The organism is Nonomuraea sp. bgisy101, assembly GCF_057708945.1.
Map to the genome: position 1 here is coordinate 45,151 of NZ_JBYITD010000007.1, position 22,074 is coordinate 67,224.

Genomic DNA, 22,074 nt, shown 5'->3' on the forward strand with positions numbered 1-22,074 from the left:
GTCCGGACGCCGCCGCCTCAGGCCTGGGCTCCGGGGCGCACGATCATGAGGACCACGACGACCGCCCACAGCAGGTTGTAGATCCCGGCGAGCATGCTCAGCGTGCGCAGCCGCGTGCCGTCGTCCGGTGCGGCGAGGGCGTCACGTTGCCGCGGATAGATCTGCAGCGCGAGCAGCCCGCCCGCCACGGCGGTGAGGACCATGGAGACCGTGATCCAGAGCTCGCCCATCCGGCCCTGGACGAGGGCCAGGGTGATCCCCGCGACCGGCACGACGACGCCGAGCATGCCGTAGCCGCGGGTGATGCGGTGCAGCGCGACGGCCACGGCCCTGTCGCGCTCCCCTTGGGTGTCCTGCAGCGGGTCTGCCGGCGCGCCCGCGACGCCCTGGGCCGCCGTGACGCTCGTGGCGACGGGGGCGTAGCGGGGGAACAGGCTGGTCGCGATGGCCGAGCCACCGACCAGCACGATGCTTGCGAGCACATGGATCGACAGCAGCACGGCATCCACGGGGTCTCCTCCTCGTCGCAACCTTCAGGCAGGCTGAAGCCTAGCAGAAGGTTTCAGCCTGCCTGAAGGCGGGCGTCAGGGGCCGGTCCCGAACGCGGCACGTACGGCGTCGGCGATCTGGCGCTGGATCGGGTCGGCGTCCGGACCGAACAGCCGCTCATCCACCTCGGCCAGGGCCTTCGCCGCCTCCTGCATGAGGCGCCTGCCGTCAGGTGTGATCTCGATGGCCGAGGCGGACCCGGGGCGGGCGGTGTTGTCACGGACGAGCCCGGCGCCGGACAGCGCCTTCACCGCCGTGTGGACGCTCTGGACGGTGATCCCTGACATGCGTGCCAGGTCGCTGAACGACACCCCGGGCACGCCGGAGATGTGCCCGAGCAGGCCGAGCCTGCTGACGGTCAGTCCCAGCGGCGCGAGGGCGGCCCCGAGCTCGGTCTCGATCCGGTGCGCCAGCGTGAGCAGCACGATCGATGGGCTGGTCTCCGGTGGACCCGGACGGGCGTTCTCGATGGTCACCTCCCCAGTCTCCCGCACCGCCCGCCGGCGGCCCGCCGGATCGCGTCGCGTCGGCCGCGAGCGCGGGGACACGGCGTGCGACCCAGGCACGGGACCGATCGTTTCGCGTGTCAGGATGGTGACGTCGCCTGATACGCGGGAGGAGCGTCCATGACCGATCGCTTCGAGACGTTGATCGACCGGCAGATCCGTGAAGCGCAGGAGCGCGGCGAGTTCGACGACCTGCCGGGCGCCGGCAAGCCGCTGCCGAACAGGAACGAGCTGAACGACGAGCTTTGGTGGGTCAAGCGCAAACTCGCCGACGAGAGCCTGACCATGCCGCTGCCTCCCTCGCTCGCCCTGCGCAAGGAGGCGGAGAGCGCACTGGCCGAGGCGCGGGCCGCCGCCACCGAGGACGAGGTCAGGCGCATCCTCGAAGAGATCAACGGGAAGATCGCCGAGGGCAACAGGAAGGCGATGTCGGGTCCGCCGCTCAACCTGATGCCCTATGACGTCGAGGAGTTCCTGGACGCCTGGCGCGAACGCCGGCCGGGCGGCGGTTCCTGACCGGTCCGGCCGGGGTCGCTCAGCCCAGCTCCGCCGCCAGGTCGTCCAGGCGGTCGAACTGGATCAGCAAGCAGGTAGGCTCGGGCCTCTCTGATTGGTTGGGCCAGTGTCCGAACGAATCCCTCCTGTGGAATCGCTCCCACGTGGGAGGGGTCGCGAGGAATTGGTCTGGGGGCGCCGACGTGCGGCATGATGGGGCCAGCCTGGCCGATCGTGGGGAACGGGGCTGACCTTGATCACTTCCTCAGCGGACCCGCGGCCCGCGGACTTCACCGACGTCAGGGCGGCCAATCTCGCCGTCGTCCTGAGGTTCGTGCGCGACAACGCGCCCTGCTCGAGGGCCGACATCGCCGCTTCCACGGGGCTCAACAAGGCCACCGTGTCCAGCCTCGTCGCCGACCTCATCGACCGGCGGCTGCTGCGCGAGGTGGGCCTGACGGAGCACCGCGTCGGCCGGCCGGCCACGATGCTGGTCCTGGACGGCTCGCCGTACGCGTCGATCGGCCTCGAGATCAACGTCGACTACCTGACGGCGGTCGCGGTGGACCTGTCGGGGGAGCGGCTGCTGTCGTGGCGGCGCTCCTTCCCCGGCGCGACGGCCACGCCCGCGCAGGCCGTGTCCGCGATCGCCGCTCTCACCAGGCGCGTCATCAGCCGCATGACGAGGGACCGGCGGCAGGCGCTGGGTGTGGCGGTCGCCGTTCCCGGCCTGATCGACACCGGCGGCACGGTCGTGGTGGCGCCCAACCTCGGCTGGCGCGGGGTGGACCTGGCGGGCGACCTCGCCAAGGCGCTCCACGACCCGGGCCTGCCCATCCAGGTGGAGAACGACGCGAACCTCGCGGTCCTGGCGGAGCATCGGTTCGGTCCGCTCGGCGGCACCCCGAACCTGGTGTACCTGACCGGCGAGGTGGGCGTCGGCGCCGGCGTCATCCTCGACGGGCGGCTGCGGCGCGGCGGCCAGGGGTTCGGCGGGGAGATCGGGCACATCGAGATCGATCCCGAGGGGCCGGCGTGCCGCTGCGGCCGTACCGGCTGCCTGGAGGCCGTCGCGGGCATCGGCGTGCTCGTCTCGTCGACCGACCCCGCGGAGGTGGAGCCGGAGATCGAGGAGGTCGTCCGCAGGGCGAAGGCGGGCGACCGGCCGACCCTCGACCGGCTCGCCAGGGTCGGCCGCGACCTCGGCAAGGGCATCGCGATCGCCACGAACCTCCTCAACCCCGAAGCGGTGATCCTGGGCGGCTACTACGTCCCGCTCGCCCCGTGGCTGCTGCCCGCGGCCGCCGCCGAGGCGAGGGACCGGACCATCGCGGCGGACCTGGGCGGCTGCCGCATCGTCGCCTCCACGCTGGGGTACGGCGCCGCGGCCCTCGGCGGCGCCGCGCGCGTCCTCGACTCGGTCGACTCCGGCCGGCTCCCCTCACGCCCGACCTCCTGACACCGACCTTGCCGCCCGATTCGTCGGCGCGAGCAGGCCGCCCGCCGTACGGGGGCCGAACTCGTCCTGGCGCTGCGGAGGCGGTCGCCTGGCGCTGGTCGCCTGCGGATCGGGCCGGCGCCGCGGAGGCGGTCGCCTGGCGCTGGTCGCCTGCGGATCGGGCCGGCGCGCGTCCATCGCCGCCGGGCTGCTCCTGGCGGACGGAGACCGGCCGGTCGTGCTGACCGGCACCGGCGTGGCCGACGTGGCGTCGGCGTCCGGTGGGCGCCGGCACGTCACCTGACCGGCCTCGGGGGTGGATCGCCCTCCTGCGATCGATCATATTAGGTTAGGCTCACCTTAGTGCGAACCCGCGCGCGACGAGCCGGAGGAACCGCAGCAGTGCCCATCGAAGGCCGTGACGTCCTGCGACGTGCCATCACCGGACAGTGGAAGCTGAGCGCGGGCGGAGCCGTGCTCGCCGCGAGCCACCAGACAGGAGAGGCCCTGGTCCCCGTCGTGGTCGGCGTGGTGATCGACCAGGCGGTCTCGGGCGGTGACGGCCGCGCCCTCGTCGCCTGGATCGCCGTCCTGGCGCTGGTGTTCGCCGGGCTGTCCACCAGCTACCGGTTCAGCGCCCGCGCCGCGGAGAAGGCGGCCGAACTGGCCGCGCACGAGCTGCGCCTGGCACTGACCGGCCGGGTGCTGGAGCACAGGGCGGGCGCGGAGACGGGACGGCTGCCCGGAGAGCTGGTCTCCATCGCCACCGCCGACGCCAAGCGGGTGGGCGCGGTCAACGTCGCGCTGAGCGCGGGGGCCGCGGCGCTCGCGGGCCTGCTGGCCGGAGGCGTGGCGCTGCTGCTGGTGTCCGTGCCGCTCGGCCTGCTGGTGCTGCTTGGTGTCCCGCCGCTGCTGGCGCTGGCACACCTGCTGGGCAAGCCGCTGGAACGGCGCAGCGGCGCTGAGCAGGAACGGGCCGCCAAGGCCTCAGGAGTCGCCGCCGACCTGATCGCGGGACTGCGGGTGCTCAAGGGGATGGGCGCCGAGCGGGCCGCGGTCGACCGGTATCGCGCGACCAGCAGGGACGCGCTCACCGCGACGGTGCGGGCGGCCAGGGCGCAGGCCTGGCACGACGGCGGCATGCTGATCCTGACCGGTGTCTTCATCGCGATCGTGGCGCTGGTGGGCGGGCGGCTGGCCGCGCAGGGCGACATCAGCGTAGGCCAGTTGGTGGCCGCCGTCGGCCTGGCGCAGTTCCTGCTCACGCCGCTGTCGATCCTGGCGTGGGCCAACGGAGAGCTCGCCCAGGGCAGGGCGTCGGCCGCGAGGATCGCGTCGGTGCTGTCCTCACCGCCCGCGGTGGCGGGAGGCGAGGACGACCTGCCGCCGGACGTGCGCGGCGGGATCGCGTTGAAGGAGGTCTCCTACGGCCTGCTGCGCGACGTGAGCGTCGAGGTGGCGCCTGGCGAGCTGCTCGGCGTCGTCACGATCGACCCCGCCGTCGCCACCTCGCTGCTGAAGGTGCTCGGCAGGGCGGCCGACCCCGAGTCGGGCGTCGTCGAGCTGGACGGCGTGCCGCTGTCGAGCATCGAGCCAGGGCAGGTGCGCAGGGCGATCGTGGTGGCCGAGCACGACGCCGACCTGTTCGAGGGCACGCTGCTGGAGAACGTCGGCGCCGCCGCCGAGCCCGGCGCGGCCTGGCCCGCCATGGAGGCGGCCGCCGCCGACCAGGTGGCGGCCGCGCTGCCGTACGGGACGCAGACCCCGCTCACCGAGCGGGGCCTGTCGCTGTCGGGCGGCCAGCGGCAGCGGGTGGCCCTGGCCAGGGCGCTGGCGGCGGCACCGCCGGTGCTGATCCTGCATGACCCGACCACCGCGGTCGACGCGGCCACCGAGGCCAGGATCGCCCGGGGGATCAGGACCGCGAGGGAGGGGCGCACCACGATCATGGTCGTCACCAGCCCCGCGCTGCTGGCGGGGGCCGACAGGGTGATCTTCGTGGACGGCGACGGCCGGATCACCCACGGCACCCACGCCGAGCTCGTCCACGACCACGAGACCTACCGGGCCGCGGTCCTGACCTGACGGGCCGCGGTCCTGACCCGAGGGGCCGCGGTCCTGGCCCGAGGTGCCGCGGTCCTGGCCCGGGGGCCGCGATCCTGCACCCGTCCGGCGAGGAACGCGAACGAGGACCGTCCGGAGAAGAACGAGCACCGCCCGCCGACGACAACGAGCACGAACCCGCCGCGAGGAGAGCGCCGATGACGACGACCGAGGACCGCGAGCTGCTGCCGACCGCCACCGCGGCGCAGACCAGGGCGGCGGTGTGGCGGCTGGCCGGGCCCCACAGGTTCGCGGCGCTGGGCGGCTTCGCCGTCCTGGTCGTCGCGACAGGGATCGGCCTGCTCACCGCCCCGGTGCTGGGCCACATCATCGACCTGGTCGCCCGGGCAAGCCCGGCGGCGGCGATCACCGAGCCCGTGACCTGGCTCGTGGCGATCGCGGTGGGCCATGGCGTGGCGACCGCGCTCGGGGTCTCCCTCGTGGCGCGGCTGGGCGAGGGGATGCTCGCCGCCCTGCGCGAACGCTTCGTCGACAGGGCGCTGCGGCTGCCGCTCGACCAGGTCGAGCGGGCCGGTTCGGGCGACCTGACCTCCCGCGTCACGAGCGACGTGGCGGTGATCACCAACGCGGTCCGCGACGCGCTGCCCGCGCTGGCCCGCTCGGTCCTGACGATCGGGCTCACCCTGGTGGGCATGGCGGTCCTCGACTGGCGCTTCCTGCTCGTCGCGCTGGTCGCGGTGCCGATCCAGGCGCACACGCTGCGCTGGTACGTGCGCCGCGCCGTGCCGCTCTACGCGTCGCAGCGGGTGGCCGTCGGCGCCCAGCAGCAGCAACTGCTCGGCACGGTCGGCGGCGCGCCGACCGTGCGCGCGTTCAGGCTCGCCGACCGGCACCTGTCGATGGTGGGGGCCGCCTCACGGGCCGCGGTCGACCTCGCGGTGGCCGGCGTCAGGCTGGTCACCGGGTTCTACGGCAGGCTGAACCTGGCCGAGTGGGCCGGGCTGTCGGCGGTGCTCGTGACGGGCTTCCTGCTGGTTCGCGGCGGCGAGGTCTCGATCGGCACGGCAGGCGCCGCGGCCCTCTACTTCCACAGTCTGTTCACGCCCATCAACATCGCGCTCGGCCTGGTCGACGACGCGCAGGCCGCGGGGGCGGGCCTGGCCAGGCTGGTCGGGGTGGTCGACGCCGCCGCCGTGCCCGCGCCGCCCCTGGCCTCCGGCTCGCCCGCCCCTGACGTCCGCGTCTCGGACGTCGGGTACGCCTACAGGAGCGGCCATCCGGTGCTGCGCGGGGTCGACCTGGACATCGCGGCCAAGGAGACGGTCGCGCTCGTGGGGGCCAGCGGAGCGGGCAAGACCACGCTGGCCAAGCTGATCGCGGGCATCCACGAGCCGGACAGCGGCTCGATCACCGTCGACGGCGATGACAGGAACGTCGCGCTGCTCACCCAGGAAGTGCACGTCTTCACCGGCACGCTCGCCGACGATCTGAGGCTGGCCAGGCCGGAGGCCGGAGGCGAGGACCTGGTCGCCGCGCTCGACCTCGTCGGCGCGCTGGCATGGGTGCGGGCGCTGCCCGAGGGACTCGACACCGTGGTGGGGGAGAGCGGCCACCGGCTCACCGCCGCCCAGGCCCAGCAGCTCGCGCTGGCCAGGCTGGTGCTGGCGGATCCGCCGGTGGTCGTGCTGGACGAGGCCACGGCGGAGGCGGGCAGCGCGGGCGCCAGGGCGCTGGAGGCGTCGGCCGCGGCCGCGATCGAGGGCAGGACCGCGCTCGTGGTCGCCCACCGGCTCACCCAGGCGGCGGCCGCCGATCGCGTGGTCCTGCTGGAGGAGGGCCGGGTGGCCGAGACCGGCACGCACGACGAGCTCGTGCGTGCCGGCGGCCGCTACGCGGCCCTGTGGGAGGCCTGGTCCGGCCACCGCGAGCGGTAGCGGGGCCGGGCCCCGCACGTGAGCAGCAGCGCAGGGCTCAGCCCTGCTCCATGGCCTCGACGAGGCTGCGGGGCCGCAGGTCGGTCCAGTGGGTCTCCACGTACTCCAGGCAGGCCTCGCGCGTCTCCTCGCCGAAGACCACCTGCCACCCTGCGGGCACCTCGGCGAACGACGGCCACAACGAGTGCTGGCCCTCGTCGTTGACCAGCACCAGGAACCGGCCGTCCCTGTCCTCGAACGGGTTCGTGCTCATGCCTTAACTCCTCACTTCGGTGTTCAGAATGCGGACCAGCTCGTCCGCCATGGACTGGACCGTGGCCTGGTCGAACAGGTCGGTCGCGTACTCCAGCAGGCACTCCACGGGACCGTCGCCGCGCGGCTCGAAGAAGCTGAGCGTGAGGTCGGCGTTGAGCGCCCCCGTCGGGAGGTGCTCGAAGGCCTGCTCGCCCATGTCGGCCTGCTCATGGTGGACGATCATCACCTGCGGAGCCCGCAGGCCCAGCGCCCCTGCCACCCTGTCGAACGGCACGTCCTGCCGGTCGAGCGCGGTCAGGTCGCTCTCCCTGACCCTTGCGAGCAGCTCGCGGAAGGTCGGTTCGCCCGAGGTGTCGGTGCGCAGGACGACGGTGTTGAAGAAGCAGCCCACCAGGCCGGTCAGCTCCTCCTCCGCGCGGCCCGCCACCAGCGAGGCGATCGGCAGGTCGGTGCCCGCCCCTCGCCGGGTGAGCAGGGTCGCGAACGCCGCGTGCAGCACCATGAACATGCTGGCGCCGCTCTCGGCGGCGAGCCTGTCGATGCCCCTGTGCAGCTCCGCGTCGAGCGCGACGCCGACGTGGCCGCCGCGCACGCCCTCGCCCTGCCTGTCGTACGGCAGCGCGAGCGTCCGCGGCATCCCGTCCAGCGCCCGCCGCCAGTGGTCGAGCTGCCCGTCGTCGGCCACCTCGTGCGCCCACCGCGTGTAGTCGCCGTAACCGACCGGCAGCGGCTCCCATTCGGGGGCGCGGCCCCGCCGCCTGGCCTCGTAGGCGGCGGCGAAGTCGCGCACGAGCGGCACCACCGACCACTCGTCGACGGCGAGATAGTGCATGGTCAGCAGCAGCGCCTGCGCGCCCGCCTCGTCGGTGAGGAGCCTGGCCCGCAACGGGGGCCGCCCCTCCAGGTCGGCGGGTTCGGTCGCCAGCGTGCGCAGCCCCTCGTCGAGGTCGCGCACCCGGATGCGCTCCAGCCACTGCGCCGCCGGCACCTGGACGAGTCCGCCGTCGCGGAGCACCAGGGCCGTACGCAGCGGCTCGTGGCGGGCGGTGACGTCGGCGAGCGCCGCGGCGGCGGCATCGGCGTCGGGGGAGCGCAGCGCGAACGCCATGTCGTAGGGCGCGCCCTCCCTGTGTCTGGACCACTGCCATTCCTGGGGCGGCGCCGCGGGCAGGTCCAGTCGCCGCAGCCTGGCCCTGTCGCCGAGGTCGCCCTCGTCGAGCACGGCCGCCAGCGCGGCGACGGTGGGCGCGTCGAAGACCGCCCGCAGCGCGAGGCGGGCGTCCATCGTCGTGCGGATCCTGCCGAGCAGCCGCATGGCCGACATCGAGTGCCCGCCGAGCTCGAAGAAGTTGTCGTGGACACCGACCTCGGGCAGGCCGAGGACCTCGGCGAACAGCTCCGCGAGCCGGTGCTGGCGTCCCGTACGCGGTCGGGTGGCGCCGGTCAGCGCCGACCAGTCGGGCGCGGGCAGCGCGGCGCGGTCCAGCTTGCCGTTGGGCGTCAGCGGCAGTGGCCGGTCGAGCACCACCACCGCGGAAGGCACCATGGCGGGCGGCAGCAGCGCCGCCACGTGCGCCCGCACCCGCGCGGGGTCGAGCGGGCCCGCCGTCGAGACGGCGTAACCGATCAGGCGCGGCTCCGGCCCGCTCGTGTCCGTCACGACGGCCGCCTGGGAGATCGACGGGTGCCTGGTCATCGCGCCCGCGATCTCGCCGGGCTCGATCCTGAAGCCGCGGATCTTGACCTGGTCGTCCGCCCTGCCCAGGAAGTCGAGGTTGCCCTCGGCCCGCCAGCGGGCCCTGTCGCCCGTCCGGTACATCCTGGCGCCCGGAGGGCCGAACGGGCAGGCCACGAACCGCTCGGAGGTCAGGCCGTGCCTGCCGAGGTATCCGCGCGCCAGGCCGCGTCCCGCGACGTACAGCTCGCCCGCCACGCCGGGCGGCACCGGGCGCAGGCGTTCGTCGAGCACGTAGGCGTGGGTGTTGGGGTCGGGAACGCCGATCGGCACCGCCCCTGCCCAGCCGGGCTCGGCCGCCCACAGCGTCGAGTTCACCGTGGCCTCGGTGAGGCCGTAGGCGGCCAGCAGCCGCAGCCTGCCCGCCCACCGCTCGATCACGTCCGGCGGGACCGTCTCCGTGCCGACCAGCACGGTGCAGCCCTCGGGCGGCTCGCAGCCGGCGGGCAGCGCCGCCACCAGGGAGGGCGGCAGGATGGCGTGGGTGATCCGCTGCTCGTTCATGAAGTCGGTCAGCTCACGGCCCGGCACCCTCGCCGCGTCGGGGACGAGCACCAGGCTGCCGCCGTGGCACAGCGCCATGCTCAGCTCGAAGGCGGTGACGTCGAACCCGATCGAGGCGAAGTGGAGCACCCTGCTGTCGGGGGTGAGCCCCATCCTGTCGACGGCCGTGGCCACCAGGCTGCCGATCCCCTCGTGGGTGACGAGAACGCCCTTCGGCCGTCCCGTCGAGCCCGAGGTGTAGATGACGTAGGCCGCCTGGTCGAGCGTGACCTCGGGATAGGCGGGCCTGCGCCGCTCCCCGCCGCGGGCGTCGTCGAGCAGCAGCACGTCCAGCCCTTCGACCGGATGGGCGGCCACGACCACCTTCGCCCCCGAGTCGCCCACCATGTACGCCAGGCGGTCCACGGGATGGGCGAGGTCGAGCGGGAGGAAGGCCGCGCCGAGCTTGAGCGCGCCGAGCATCACCGCGACCATGTCCACCGAGCGCGGCACCGCCACGCCGACCACGCTCTCCTCCCGCACGCCGTGGTGGGCGAGCACCCCGGCCATCCGGTCGGAGAGCGCGTCCAGTTCGGCGTAGGTGACCGAACGGCCGCCCTCGACCACCGCGACGGCGTCGGGGCGCTCGGCGACCCTGCGCAGGAACATCCCGTGCATGCTCTCCTCGGCCACCTGACGGTCGGTCGCGTTGAAGCCCGTCACGACCAGTTCCCGCTCGTCCCTGGTCAGCACGTCGATCTCGCCGACCCGGACCGAGGGGTCGGCGGCGACGATCTCCACGAGTCCCGCCAGCCGCTCTCCGATCGCGGCGACCGTGGACCTGTCGAACAGGTCGGAGCGGTATCCGATCACGCAGGAGATCGCGGCATCCTCGGCGAAGCCGAACACCAGGTCGAACGTGGCGGTGCTCGCGTCCACGGGCGCGGGCAGCGTCTCGAGCCCCTCCAGGGCGAAGTCGTCGGCCGCGCGGTTGCGGTAGCCGACCATTACCTGGAACAGCGGGTTGCGGCCGGGTGACCGTACCGGGTTGAGCTCCTCCACGACCGCCTCGAACGGCACGTCCTGGTGGGAGAAGGCGGCCAGGTCGTGCTCCCTGAGCCGCGCGACCAGCTCGGCGAACGTCGGGTCGCCCGACACGTCGGCGCGCAGCACGAGCGTGTTGACGAAGAAGCCCACGAGATCGTCCAGGGCCTCGTCGGTGCGACCCGAGATCGGCACGCCGAGCGGGAGGTCGTCACCGGCGCCGAGACGGTGCAGCAGCGCGGCGACCGCCGCGTGGCAGACCATGAACATGCTCGCGCCCGACCTTTGGGCCAGCCGTCGCAGCCGCTCGCTGTCCTCCTCGCCGAAGTCGACCCGCAGCTCGCCGCCCGCCGCGGTGGGGCGCGCGGGGTACGGCCTGTCGGCGGGCAGTTCGAGCCGCTCGGGCGCCCCGCGCAACGTCTCGGCCCAGAACGCGAGCTGGCGGGCGGCCACGCTCTCGGGGTCCGATCTGTCGCCGAGCAGCCGCCGCTGCCAGAGCGTGTAGTCGACGTACTGCACCGGCAGCGGCTCCCACGCGGGGGCCACGCCCCTGCGGCGGGCGGCGTAGGCGGCCGACAGGTCGCGCAGGAACGGCCCGTCCGACCACTCGTCGGTCGTGATGTGGTGCAGCAGCAGCGCCACCACGTGGTCGCGCTCGCCGAGCCTGACGACGGTGGCCCGCAGCGGCAGCTCGGCCGCCAGGTCGAAGGGCCTGGCGATGATCGCCTCCAGCGACGCCTCGTCTCCGTCGACGACCTCGACGGAGGGGATCGCCTGCTCCACGCTCACCACGCGCTGGAAGGGGCGGCCCTCCCGCTCGACGATCAGCGTGCGCAGCGCCTCGTGGCGGGCCGTCAGGTCGGCCAGCGCGGCCGCCAGCGCCTCGACGTCGAGTTCGCCGCGCAGCCGCATCACCAGCGGGAAGTTGTACAGCGCCGACGGACCTTCCAGCTGTTCGATCACCCACAGCCGCTGCTGCGCGAACGACAGCGGAGGCTCGGCGGGACGCTCGGCCACCGCGGCCAGCGCGGGGCGCACGTCGTGCCCGGTCAGTCTGACGGCCAGCTCGGCGACGGTCGGCGCCTCGAACAGGTCGCGGATCGCCAGCTCGGCGCCGAGGGCCGCGCGGGCCCTGCTGACCAGCCGGGTGGCCAGCAGGGAGTGCCCGCCCAGATCGAAGAAGTCGTCGTCGACGCCGACGCCCTCCACACCCAGCAGTTCGCCGTACAGCTCGCACAGCACGCGCTCGCGCGCCGAGCCGGGCGGGCGGCTCTGCCCGCCGCCGCTGACGGCGGGCCGGGGTAGCGCCCGCACGTCCAGCTTGCCGTTCACGGTGAGCGGCAGGCGGTCCACCGCGACGAGCGCGGCGGGCACCATGTAGCCCGGCAGCCTGTCCTTCAGGAACCCGCGCACCTGCGCCGGATCCCCGTCCTCGCTCCGGAGCACGACATAGCCGAGCAGCCGCCTGCCGCCGTCGGCGACGACAGCCGCGTGGGAGACCAGCGGGTGCTCCTCCAGCGCCGCGGCCACCTCGCTCGGCTCCACCCGGTATCCCCTGATCTTCACCTGGTCGTCGGTGCGGCCGAGGAAGTCGAGGGCGCCGTCGGGGCGCTGCCGTACCAGGTCGCCCGTGCGGTACATCCGGGCGCCCGGCACGCCGAACGGGTCGGCGACGAAGGCCGCGGCGGTCAGCGCGGGGCGACGGTGATAGCCGCGGGCCAGGCCGACGCCCGTGATGTACAGCTCGCCCGGGGTGCCGGGCGGCACCGGGCGCAGCGCGGAGTCGAGCACGTACGCGCGGGTGTTCCAGATCGGCCTGCCCACGGTCGGCGTGGCGCTGTCGTCCGTGGACGCGCCAAGCGTGTTGATCGTGTACTCGGTCGGCCCGTAGAGGTTGTAGCCGAAGGTGCCCTCGGTGTCGCGCAGCGCGGACCACACCGTCTCGGAGACGGCCTCGCCGCCCAGCAGCACCAGCGGCGGCCGATGCCCTTCGAGCAGGCCCTGCTCGATCAGGTGATGGGCGTAGGTGGGCGTCACGTTGACGACGTCGACGCGCTCCCTGTCGCAGTAGGCGACCAGGGCCTCGGCGTCGCGCCGCAGGTGCTCGTCACAGACGTGGACCTCGTGCCCCTCGACCAGCCACAGCAGTTCCTCCCACGACATGTCGAAGGCGAAGGAGACCGTGTGCGCGATGCGCAGCCGCCGCCCCCCACCGGCGGCGATCGCCGGCTCGAAGATGGCTTCGCGGTGGTTGAACTGCATGTTCGTCAGGCCCCTGTACGGCGTGACGACGCCCTTCGGCCGGCCGGTGGACCCCGAGGTGAAGATCACGTAGGCGGGGTGCTCGAGCCGGTGCGGCAGGTCGCGGGCGAAGCGGGGCCGCTCGGCGTCGGTCAGCTCGCCCCGCGGCAGCTCCGCCAGCCGCGCGGAGGTGGCGGGATCGTCGAGAACGAGGCGGGGCACGCCGGTCTCCGGCAGGGCCACGGACCCGGTGGTCACCACGCACGCGGGCGAGGTGTCCTCCAACATGAACGACAGCCGCTCCGCCGGGTACTCCAGGTCCAGTGGAAGGTAGGCGGCGCCGGTCTGGAGCACGGCGAACAGCGCCACGACCATGTCGGCCGAGCGGGGCAGCGCGAGCGCGACCACCCTCTCGGGCGCCGCGCCGTACTCGATCAGCAGCCTGGCCATCCGGTTGATCCGGGCGTCGAGCTCGGCGTAGGTCAGCCGCTCCTCGCCGAAGACCAGCGCCACCTCCGCCGGCGTGCGGGCCGCCTGCTCGGCGAGCAGTTCGGCCACCGTCGCCCGCGGCAGCGGCCTGGGCGGGTCCGCTTCCCCGCGCTCGCCTTCCAGCAGCAGGTCCATGGTGCCGACCGGGGCGTGCGGCGCCGCGACCATGCGGGCGAGCACGGCGGCGAAGCGGTCGACCACCCTGCCCGCCTCCTGTCCGCCGAACACGTCGGGCCGGTACGACAGCGTCACCCGCAGGCGGGCGCCCTGCGTCACGATGAGCGTGAGCGGGTAGTGGGTGGCGTCGACGGCCGTCACGTTCACGATGCCGTGACGGCCGGTGAACTCGGCCATCCGCTCCTCTCCGCCTGCCTCGCGCAGCACGAAGAGGGTGTCGAAGAGCCGCCGGTGACCGCTCTCCCTCTGCAACTCGCCGAGTCCCACATGCTCGTACGGCATCAGCGCCACACGCTCGTCCTGCATCCGCCCGGCCAGCTCGAGCACCGACTCGCGGGGGTCGAAGGCGATCCGCACGGGCACCGTGTTGAGGAACATCCCGACGATGCTCTCCACCTCGGCGACCGCGACCGGCCTGCCGGCCACGGCGGCGCCGAACACCACGTCGTCGCGGCCGACCGTGGCCGTGAGCACGAGCCCCCACGCCGCGTTGAGCAGCGTGTTGAGCGTCAGCCCCGTCTCGCGCGCCATCGCGCGGAGGCCGTCGCCCAGCTCGGCGGGCAGCACGACGTCCAGGTCGACGGGGATGGCCGGCCGCAGGCCGTCGTCGGCCGGCCGGACGAGCGTCGGCTCGTCCAGTCCCGACAGGGCCGTGCGCCACGCGGCGAGCGCCTCGCCGTCCGGCTGCGTGGCCAGCCACGCGAGGTAGTCGCGGTAGGTGCCGGGGGCGGGGAGGGCGGCCGCGTCGCCGAGGAGTTGTTCGAGCACCAGCCAGCCCGACCAGCCGTCCCACAGGATGAGGTGGTGGCTGAGCACCAGCAGGTCGCGGTCGCCGCACCGGATCAGCAGCAGCCGCATGAGCGGAGGGCGGGCCAGGTCGAACCGTGTGGTCCTGTCCTCGGCCAGCAGTTCGGCCACGGTCCTGTCGCGCTCGTCGCGCGGCATGCCGGACAGGTCGACCTCGCGCAGCGGGACCTCCACCTCGGCTGCGACGAACTGCACGGGACGCGACAGCCCTTCGGCGGTGAAACCCGCCCTCATGCTCGTGTTGCGCGCCAGCATCGCCGCGCAGGCCGCGCGCAGCCGGTCGGCATCGACGGGCCGCTCGAACGCGAAGACGTCCTGCGAGGTGTAGACGTCGACGGCGTCGGCGTCGTAGCTGGAGTGGAAGTGGATCCCCTCCTGCAGCGGGGACAGCGGCCAGACGTCCTCGACGGCGACGTCGACGGCGCGTCGTACGCGCTCGCTCTCCTCGTCGGTCAGCGCGACGAGGTCGGCCGTGGCCGTCGGCTCGGTCGCCTCGGCCGTCGCCGCCGCCAGCGCCGCGGGGGTGCGGCGGGCGAAGACGTCACGGGGGCTGAGCGCCAGACCCGCCCTGCGGGCCCGGCCCGAGACCGCGATCGAGGCGATGCTGTCGCCGCCGAGCGAAAAGAAGTCGTCGTCCACGCCGACCTCGGCGCCGAGCACCTCGGCGAAGATGTCGCAGAACAGCCGCTCGCGCTCGGTCCGCGGCGCGCGCACGCTCCTGGGCCCCGTCTCAGGGACGGGCAGGGCCTCGCGGTCCAGCTTGCCGTTGATGGTCAGCGGCAACCTGTCCAGCGTCACGACCGCGCTCGGCACCATCGGCGCGGGAAGCGCCGCGGCGAGCGCGGCGCGCAACTCCGCGCCGTCGACCCCCGCCCCGTTCTCGGGGACGGCGTAGCCGATCAGGCGCGTGGCGCCGCCGTGGTCGCGGGCGACGACCACGGCCTCCGCGACGCCTTCGAGGGCCGCCAGCCGCGTCTCGATCTCGCCGAGTTCGACGCGGTTACCATGGATCTTGACCTGGTGGTCGGTCCTGCCGACGTACTCGAGCGCGCCGTCGGGGCGCAGCCGTACCAGGTCGCCGGTGCGGTACATGCGCGTGCCCGGCGGGCCGAACGGATCGGCGACGAACCGCTCGGCGGTGAGCGGGAGCCTGCCGTGGTAGCCGAGGGCCAGTTGCTCGCCCGAGACGTAGAGCTCGCCCTCCGCCGCGGGGCGCAGGCACACGTCCAGAACGTAGAGCCCGGTGTTCCAGACGGGTCCGCCGATCGGCACCGCCTCGCCGCCGTCGTCCTCCCCGTCCCACCAGGTGACCTGGACGGTCGCCTCGGTGGGGCCGTAGGCGTTGTCGACGGGCACGCCGGTCAGCTCCCGCCAGCGGCGCGCCAGCTCGCCGGTCAGCGCCTCGGCCCCGCCGAAGACCCTGCGCAGGCTCGCCGCCCAGCCGGGATCCCGTGTGACCTCGTCGGTGACCAGGAATGCCCTGATCATCGAGGGCACGATGTCGAGGACGCTCACCCGCCTGTCCCTGATGAGCCCCGCCAGATAGGCGGGGTCGGCGTGCCCGCCCGGCTCGGCGAGCACGACGGCGGCGCCCGAGCACAGCGGCCAGAAGATCTGCCAGACGGAGGCGTCGAAGCTCGCCGAGGCCTGCTGCAGCATCCTGTCGCTGGCGTCCATGGCGAACAGGTCCTGCGCCCACGCCAGGTGGCCGACGATCGACCGGTGCGTGACGACCACGCCCTTGGGCAGGCCGGTCGAGCCCGAGGTGTAGATCAGGTAGGCGGGGTCGCCCTGCCCCGCCGGGCGCGGAGCGGCCACCGTCCGGTCGGCCACCGTCCGGTCGGGCGCCGTCCGGTCGGGTTCGCCGACGACGAGGCGCTCCACCCCCTCGTGCTCGGGGAAGGAGGCCACGGTGACCACCACGCGGGCGCCGCAGTCGCCGAGCATGTACGTCAGCCGCTCGGCCGGATGGTCGGGGTCGAGCGGCACGTAAGCCGCGCCGGCCTTGAGCACCCCGAGGATGGCGACGAGCAGATCGGGCGAGCGCGGCAGCGCCACCGCCACGAACTGGCCAGGGCCGACCCCTCGCCCCGCCAGCCGTACGGCCAGGGCCCCCGCCCTGCGGTCCAGTTCGGCGTAGGAGATCTCGTCGGCGCCGAAGAACACGGCAGGCGCGTCCGGCGTCCTGGCGGCCTGGGCCGTGAACGCGCTCGCCAGCGTCGTGGCCGGCGCCTCACGCGGGCCTCCCACCAGGCGCGCCGCGTCGAGGTCCATCAGGTCCAGGCGGCCCACCGGACGGTCGGCGTCGGCGATCATCCCTTCCAGCAGGCGCTTCAGCCCTTCGGCCACACGGGCGGCGGCCGTCTCGCCGATGGCGTGGTCGAGCCTGAACGCGACCCGCCGCCCCGGCACGACGGTGAGCGACAGCGGGTAGTGGGAGCCGTCGCGGACGTCGACGCCCGAGATCGCTCCCGTCCCGCCCTCGACGGGATAGTTCTCGACTGCCACCAGCGTGTCGAAAAGGGTGGCGAACCCGCTGATCCGCTGGATCTCGGCCAGCCCGAGGTGCTGGTGGTCGAGCAGTTCGGCCTGCGCGTCCTGGAGCCGGGACAGCAGGTCGGCGGGCCGATCCTCTGGGCGCCATGCCAGCCGTACGGGGACGGTGTTGACCAGGAGGCCGACCATCGACTCGACGCCCTCGACGTCGGCCTGCCTGCCGGAGACCGTGCTGCCGAAGACCACGTCGCGGCGTCCGGTCAGCCTGCCGAGCAGCAGTCCCCAGGCTCCCTGCACGACCGTGCTCAGCGTCAGCCCGCGCGCCCGCGACCACGCGGCCAGGTCCGCGCCGATCTCGAAGGAGATCCGGCCCGCCGGGCCCGTCTCGCTCGGCGCGCCGAGCAGCGTCGGCTCGTCGAGCCCTGCCATGGCCCGCCGCCACGCCTGCCTCGCCGCCTCGTCGTCACGGCTCAGCAGCCAGGTGAAGTAGTCGCGGTAGGGCGTGACGTCACCGAGGCGCTCGCCCGCCAGCTCACGCAGCATGATCGGCACCGACCAGCCGTCGGCGACCAGGTGGTGCAGCGTCAGGACGAGCGTCCGCCCGTTGACCAGGGCGGCTCTGAGCAGGGGCGGCGCGGCGAGGTCGAAGGGACGCGCGCGCTCGCGTTCGGCGACCTCCTCGACGTCGGCGGAGGAGACCTCCTCCCACGGGACGACGGCGTGGCGGACGACGTGCTGCGCCACCCTGCCGTCGGCGCGGTGCAGGAAGCCCGCGCGCAGCGGCGCGTGCCGGTCCACCAGACGCTGCACCGCGCCGCGCAGCCTGGCGGGGTCGACGTCCCCCGCGAGTTCGATGACCTGCTGGACGGTGTAGACGTCGGGGTCGGACAGCGAGTGGAAGAACAGGCCCTGCTGGAGCGGCGTCACGGGAAGGACGTCTTCGAGATCGCGCGGGAGCGCGTCGATCTCCTCCTGGCCGAGCGTCACCATGGGGAAGTCGGACGGCGTGTGCCCGCCCGTGGAAGGCTCCGCCACGTGGGCGGTGATCCCGCGCAGCGCCTCCAGCCACGCGTCGGCCAGCCCGGCGACGTCGCCGGGATCGAGGACCCCTTCGGGCCACGACCAGGTCGCGCTCAGCTCGGGCCCCCACGCGCCGTCCCTGACGATGGCGTTGATCTCCAGAGAGTGCGTCAGCGGCATCCCGGGGTCGCGCCCCGCCGACAGCGGGTCGGCGTCGCCCACGGGTTCCCAGTCGGCGTCGCCTCCCGCCCTGAAACGCCCGAGGTAGTTGAAGAGCAGCTCCGGCGCGGGCAGGTCGCCGAGCACCGGGCGCAGCAGGCCGAAGCCGAGGCCCGACGAGGGGACGGCGCGCAACTGCTCCTTGACCCGCTTGAGCGCGTCGCCCACCCCTGGGCCGCCCGAGCGGAACTCCTCCCAGGCCAGGTCGCCTGCCTCGATCCGCACGGGGAACAGGCTGGTGAACCAGCCGACCGTGCGGGTCACGTCCGCCTCGCCCGCCACCTGGTCCTGCTCGCGACCATGTCCCTCCAGGTCGGCCAGCAGCCCTCCGGGACCGCGGCGGCGGAAGAAGGCGGCGGCGAGCGCGGTCAGCAGGACGTCGTTGATGTTGCCGTGGTAGGCGGCGGGGGCATCGGTCAGCAGCGGGGCCGTCTGCTCGACGGGCAGGGCGACCGTCAGCCTGCGCTCGCGCGCGGCCGTGTCGGCCGAGGGGTCGAGGGGCCGTGATCCGAGGGGCTCGGCGGGCTCGGCGAGCGTCGGCCGCCATCGCTCCAGCTCGGCCTGCCGGGACGGGGACAGCGCCTCCTCGCCCAGCAGCCGCGACCACCGCGCGAACGAGGTGGCGACCGGAGGCAGCTCGACCGGTTCGCCCGCGGCGAGCGCCTGCGCCGCCTGCGCCAGGTCGGCCAGCAGGATGCGCCAGGAGACGCCGTCGACGACGAGATGGTGGGCCACCAGCGACAGCCGCCGCCCGGCCGGCGACCACACCGCCTGCAGCATCACGCCCGACGCGGGATCCAGCCGCGCCACGGCGGCGTCGGTGTCGGTCTCGCTGTCGGAGCCGGCAAGGGTCAGGAGGCCGGCGGCCCGTACGGCACCGGGCGGCGGCACCTCCATGCGCCAGCCGTCCTCGCCGCGCAGCAGCCGGGCGCGCAGCATGCCGTGGTGGTCGAGGACGGCCTGCAGCGCCCCGGTGAGCACACCCTCGCCGAGATCGGCGGGCACGCGGACCGTCACCGACTGGTGGAAGCCGTCGATCGGCCCGCCCGCCTCGCGCAGCAGGCCGACGATCGGCGTCTCCTCCACGAGGCCGACCCCAGGATCGTGGGCCCGCTCGGGCAGGGCCCCTTCCCTGCCCTGCGCCAGCGCGGCCACGGTCCTGTGCTGGAAGACCTCGCGGGGCGTGATCGCCAGACCCGCCCGCCTTGCCTTGTTGACCAGCTGGATCGCGACGATGCTGTCGCCGCCGAGCTCGAAGAAGCTGTCGTGCACGCCCACCGAGGGCAGGCCGAGCACCTCGGCGAACAGCCCGGCGAGCGTCCGCTCCGCCGGGGTGGCGGGCGCGGCGCCGCCCGGCTGGGCCGTCCACGCGGGCTGGGGAAGCGCCCGCCTGTCCAGCTTGCCGTTCGGCGTCAGCGGCAGCGGCCCGTCCAGCACGACGATCGTGCCGGGCACCATGTACTCGGGCAGCGCGCTCGCCGCCAGCCGCCGCAGCGGCGCGGGGTCGATGTCGCCCTCGCCGCTCACGTAGCCGACCAGCCGCTTGACGCCCCTGTGGTCCTCGACGGCGGTGACCGCCGCCTGGGCGACCGAGGGGTAGCTCATCAGGACGCTCTCGACCTCGCCGGGCTCGATGCGGTAGCCGCGGATCTTGAGCTGGCCGTCCTCGCGGCCGAGGAAGTCGATGGTGCCGTCGGCACGCCGGCGGGCCCTGTCGCCCGTGCGGTACATGCGGGCGCCAGGCTCGCCGAACGGGTCGGCGACGAACCGCTCGGCGGTCAGCGCCTGCCTGCCCAGGTAGCCCCTGGCCAGGCCGCGCCCGCCGACGTACAGCTCGCCGGTGACGCCAGGCGCGACGGGGCGCAGGGCGGAGTCGAGGATGTGGCAGCGCGTGCCGGGGTCGGGCACGCCGATCGGCACAGGGCCCGTCCAGTCGCGCTCGGCGAGCCAGAGCGTGGAGTTGACCGTCGCCTCGGTCAGGCCGTAGGCGACCACGACCCGCATCCGGTCGCCCCAGCGGGCCACCAGCTCGGCGGGGACGGTCTCGGTGCCAACGACGAGCACGCCGCCCTCCGGCAGCTCGCACTCGGCGGGCAGCGCGGCCACCAGTGACGGCGGCAGGATCATGTGGGTGACCTGGTGCTCGGTGAGGTAGCCGGTCAGCTCCACGCCCGCCACCCGCCGCTCGGACGGCACGACGACGACCGTCCCTCCCACGCACAGCGACATGACGAGATCCCACACGGCCACGTCGAAGCCCACGGAGGCGAACTGCGCGACCCTGCTGGAGGCATCGACCCCCAACCGTTCCGCGGCGGTGGCGATGAGGGCGCCGACACCGTCATGGGAGATCACGACGCCCTTGGGACGGCCCGTCGAGCCCGAGGTGTAGATGACGTAGGCGGCCCTGTCCAGCTCTCCTTCGGGCAGGTCGCCCTCCTGCCCCCGCGGCAGGTCGTCCATGAGCAGGCGGGGCAGCGGCAGGTCGACGGCCTCGCCGGTCACCGTCACGAGCAGGCGCGCCCCCGCGTCGTCCACCATGTACGCCAGCCGGTCGGCCGGGTGGTCGGCGTCCAGCGGCAGGTAGGCGGCGCCCGCCTTCATGACGCCGAGCAGCGCGGCGACCATGTCCGCCGAGCGGGGCACGGCCACCGCGACGACGTCCTCGGCACCGACGCCTTCGGCGCGCAGCGCGTGGGCGAGCCTGTCGGCCCTGGCGTCCAGCTCGCCGTAGGTCAGCCGCTCCGACTCGCAGATCACCGCGACCTTGCCGGGCGTGAGCGCGGCCCGCCGCCGGAAGGCCGCCGTCCACGAGACCTCCCGCAGATCGGGCAGAGCCGCGAACGGCGGGACCGGCGCCAGGTCGATGACGCCCAGCGGCAGGTCGGGCCGCTCGGCCATCGACTCCAGCACGTGGAGGAAGCGGCGCTCGTGCTCGGCGAGCTCGCCGGGCCCGCAGACGGCGGCGTCCGCGTCGAAGTCGATCCGCAACCCCTGCCCCGCGGGCCGGTCGTAGACCGCCACGGACAGGTCGCTGACGGGTCCGAGCGAGAGGTAGCCGATGGAGCAGCCGCCGTCACCGAACCTGATCTCCTCGTGGTACGGCATGACGTTCACGGTGGGCCCGATGAGCGAGCGCAGCCCCTCGGCCCTGCCGAGTTCCCTGGCCAGGTCCTCGCCCCGGTAGCGGGCGTGCGCGGCCACCCGCCTGACCTCCTCGGCCACCGCCGCCACCAGCTCGGCCCCCGTGGTCCACGGGCCCACGGCGAGCCTGAGCGGCAGCACGTTGGACATCAGCGCGGGGGAGTCCTCACCTCGGAGCCTGCCGGTGACGGGAAGGCCGAGGACCACGTCGCGCTCGCCGCTCGCCCTGTGCAGGTAGGCGGCGACGGCGGCGATGGCCAGCCGCGACAGGCGGGAGCCCAGCGCGGCGGCCGACGCCCTCAACCGGTCGGAGCGCTCCGACGACAGGTGCACGGTGCGCCGGAGGGAGCCGACCGCCTGGGCGGGTGGGCACTCCACCAGCCTGGCGGGCTCGTCGGGCAGGCCCTTCAGCCTGTCGTGCCAGAAGTCGGCGTCCGCCGCGTGCTCGGCCGAGGCGCGGTGGTCCACGTCGGCCGCGACCAGCCTGGGAAACGACCAGTCGACGTCGGCGTGGGGGCCGTCGCCGTACAGGTGGGCCACGCGCTGGATGAGGCGCAGTACGCCGGTGCCGTCGGTGACCAGGTGGTGGTAGCGCTGATACCACCACACCCGGCCGTCGCCGAGCCTCAGCAGCACGTGGGCGAACATCGGGCCGCGGGCGAGGTCGACGGGCCGCGCCAGGTCGGCCGTCATCCACGCGCGGGCGGCCGCCTCCGTCAGGTCGAGCACGGGAAGCGGCCACTGGCCCGCGGGCCTGGTCATCTGGACGGGGCGTCCCTCGTCCTGGGCGAACACCACGTGCAGGCTCTCCGCCTCGCTCACGGCTCGCCTGATCGCGTCGGCGAGCCGTGACGTGTCGGCCGACAGCTCCACGTAGCAGCCGATGGTGTAGGCCGGGCTGTCCGGCTCTATCTGCTGGGCCAGCCAGATTCCGGTCTGGGCTCCGGTCAGCGGAAGTACGGACATCTGGCTGCCTTT

Annotated in this window: 8 protein-coding genes; 4 read left to right on the forward strand and 4 right to left on the reverse strand. The window is 74.0% G+C overall.

Going from position 1 to position 22,074, the window contains the following annotated elements:
* Nucleotides 1-17 precede the first annotated feature (17 nt).
* Nucleotides 18-509, reverse strand: coding sequence for a hypothetical protein (locus AC3EO4_RS14925; protein WP_379573611.1), 492 nt, complete (start codon nt 507-509; stop codon nt 18-20).
* 75 nt (nt 510-584) lie between these two features.
* Entirely contained in the window at nt 585-1,025 is a 441-nt protein-coding gene (locus AC3EO4_RS14930; protein WP_431896066.1) for a MarR family winged helix-turn-helix transcriptional regulator, read from the reverse strand.
* Nucleotides 1,026-1,175: 150 nt separating this feature from the next.
* Between AC3EO4_RS14930 and AC3EO4_RS14935 the strand changes: the two genes are divergently transcribed.
* The 4 genes from AC3EO4_RS14935 (at nt 1,176) to AC3EO4_RS14950 (ending at nt 6,986) form a co-directional block, all read left to right on the forward strand.
* The gene (locus tag AC3EO4_RS14935) at nt 1,176-1,571 is read left to right on the forward strand and encodes a DnaJ family domain-containing protein (RefSeq protein WP_431896068.1); all 396 of its coding nucleotides are present in this window, start codon (nt 1,176-1,178) and stop codon (nt 1,569-1,571) included.
* 232 nt (nt 1,572-1,803) lie between these two features.
* Entirely contained in the window at nt 1,804-3,009 is a 1,206-nt protein-coding gene (locus AC3EO4_RS14940) for an ROK family transcriptional regulator (protein WP_431896070.1), read from the forward strand.
* 381 nt (nt 3,010-3,390) lie between these two features.
* Entirely contained in the window at nt 3,391-5,073 is a 1,683-nt protein-coding gene (locus tag AC3EO4_RS14945) for an ABC transporter transmembrane domain-containing protein (protein WP_431896072.1), read from the forward strand.
* Between the two features lie 176 nt (nt 5,074-5,249).
* Nucleotides 5,250-6,986: an ABC transporter ATP-binding protein gene (locus tag AC3EO4_RS14950; RefSeq protein WP_431896073.1), complete on the forward strand. Its 1,737-nt coding sequence runs from the start codon at nt 5,250-5,252 to the stop codon at nt 6,984-6,986.
* Between the two features lie 37 nt (nt 6,987-7,023).
* Here the strand turns inward: AC3EO4_RS14950 and AC3EO4_RS14955 are convergent, their stop codons facing one another.
* Entirely contained in the window at nt 7,024-7,239 is a 216-nt protein-coding gene (locus AC3EO4_RS14955; protein ID WP_379573617.1) for an MbtH family protein, read from the reverse strand.
* Between the two features lie 3 nt (nt 7,240-7,242).
* Complete coding sequence (locus tag AC3EO4_RS14960; RefSeq protein ID WP_431896076.1) at nt 7,243-22,062, reverse strand: amino acid adenylation domain-containing protein; 14,820 nt, start codon at nt 22,060-22,062, stop codon at nt 7,243-7,245.
* Between the last annotated feature and the right edge of the window lie 12 nt (nt 22,063-22,074).

What these genes read in the sequence shown, in the direction of transcription:
- AC3EO4_RS14935 (WP_431896068.1), top strand. Translation starts at nt 1,176, where the DNA reads ATGACCGATCGCTTCGAGACGTTGATCGACCGGCAGATCCGTGAAGCG.
- AC3EO4_RS14950 (WP_431896073.1), top strand. Translation starts at nt 5,250, where the DNA reads ATGACGACGACCGAGGACCGCGAGCTGCTGCCGACCGCCACCGCGGCG.
- AC3EO4_RS14955 (WP_379573617.1), bottom strand. Translation starts at nt 7,239, where the DNA reads ATGAGCACGAACCCGTTCGAGGACAGGGACGGCCGGTTCCTGGTGCTG.
- AC3EO4_RS14960 (WP_431896076.1), bottom strand. Translation starts at nt 22,062, where the DNA reads ATGTCCGTACTTCCGCTGACCGGAGCCCAGACCGGAATCTGGCTGGCC.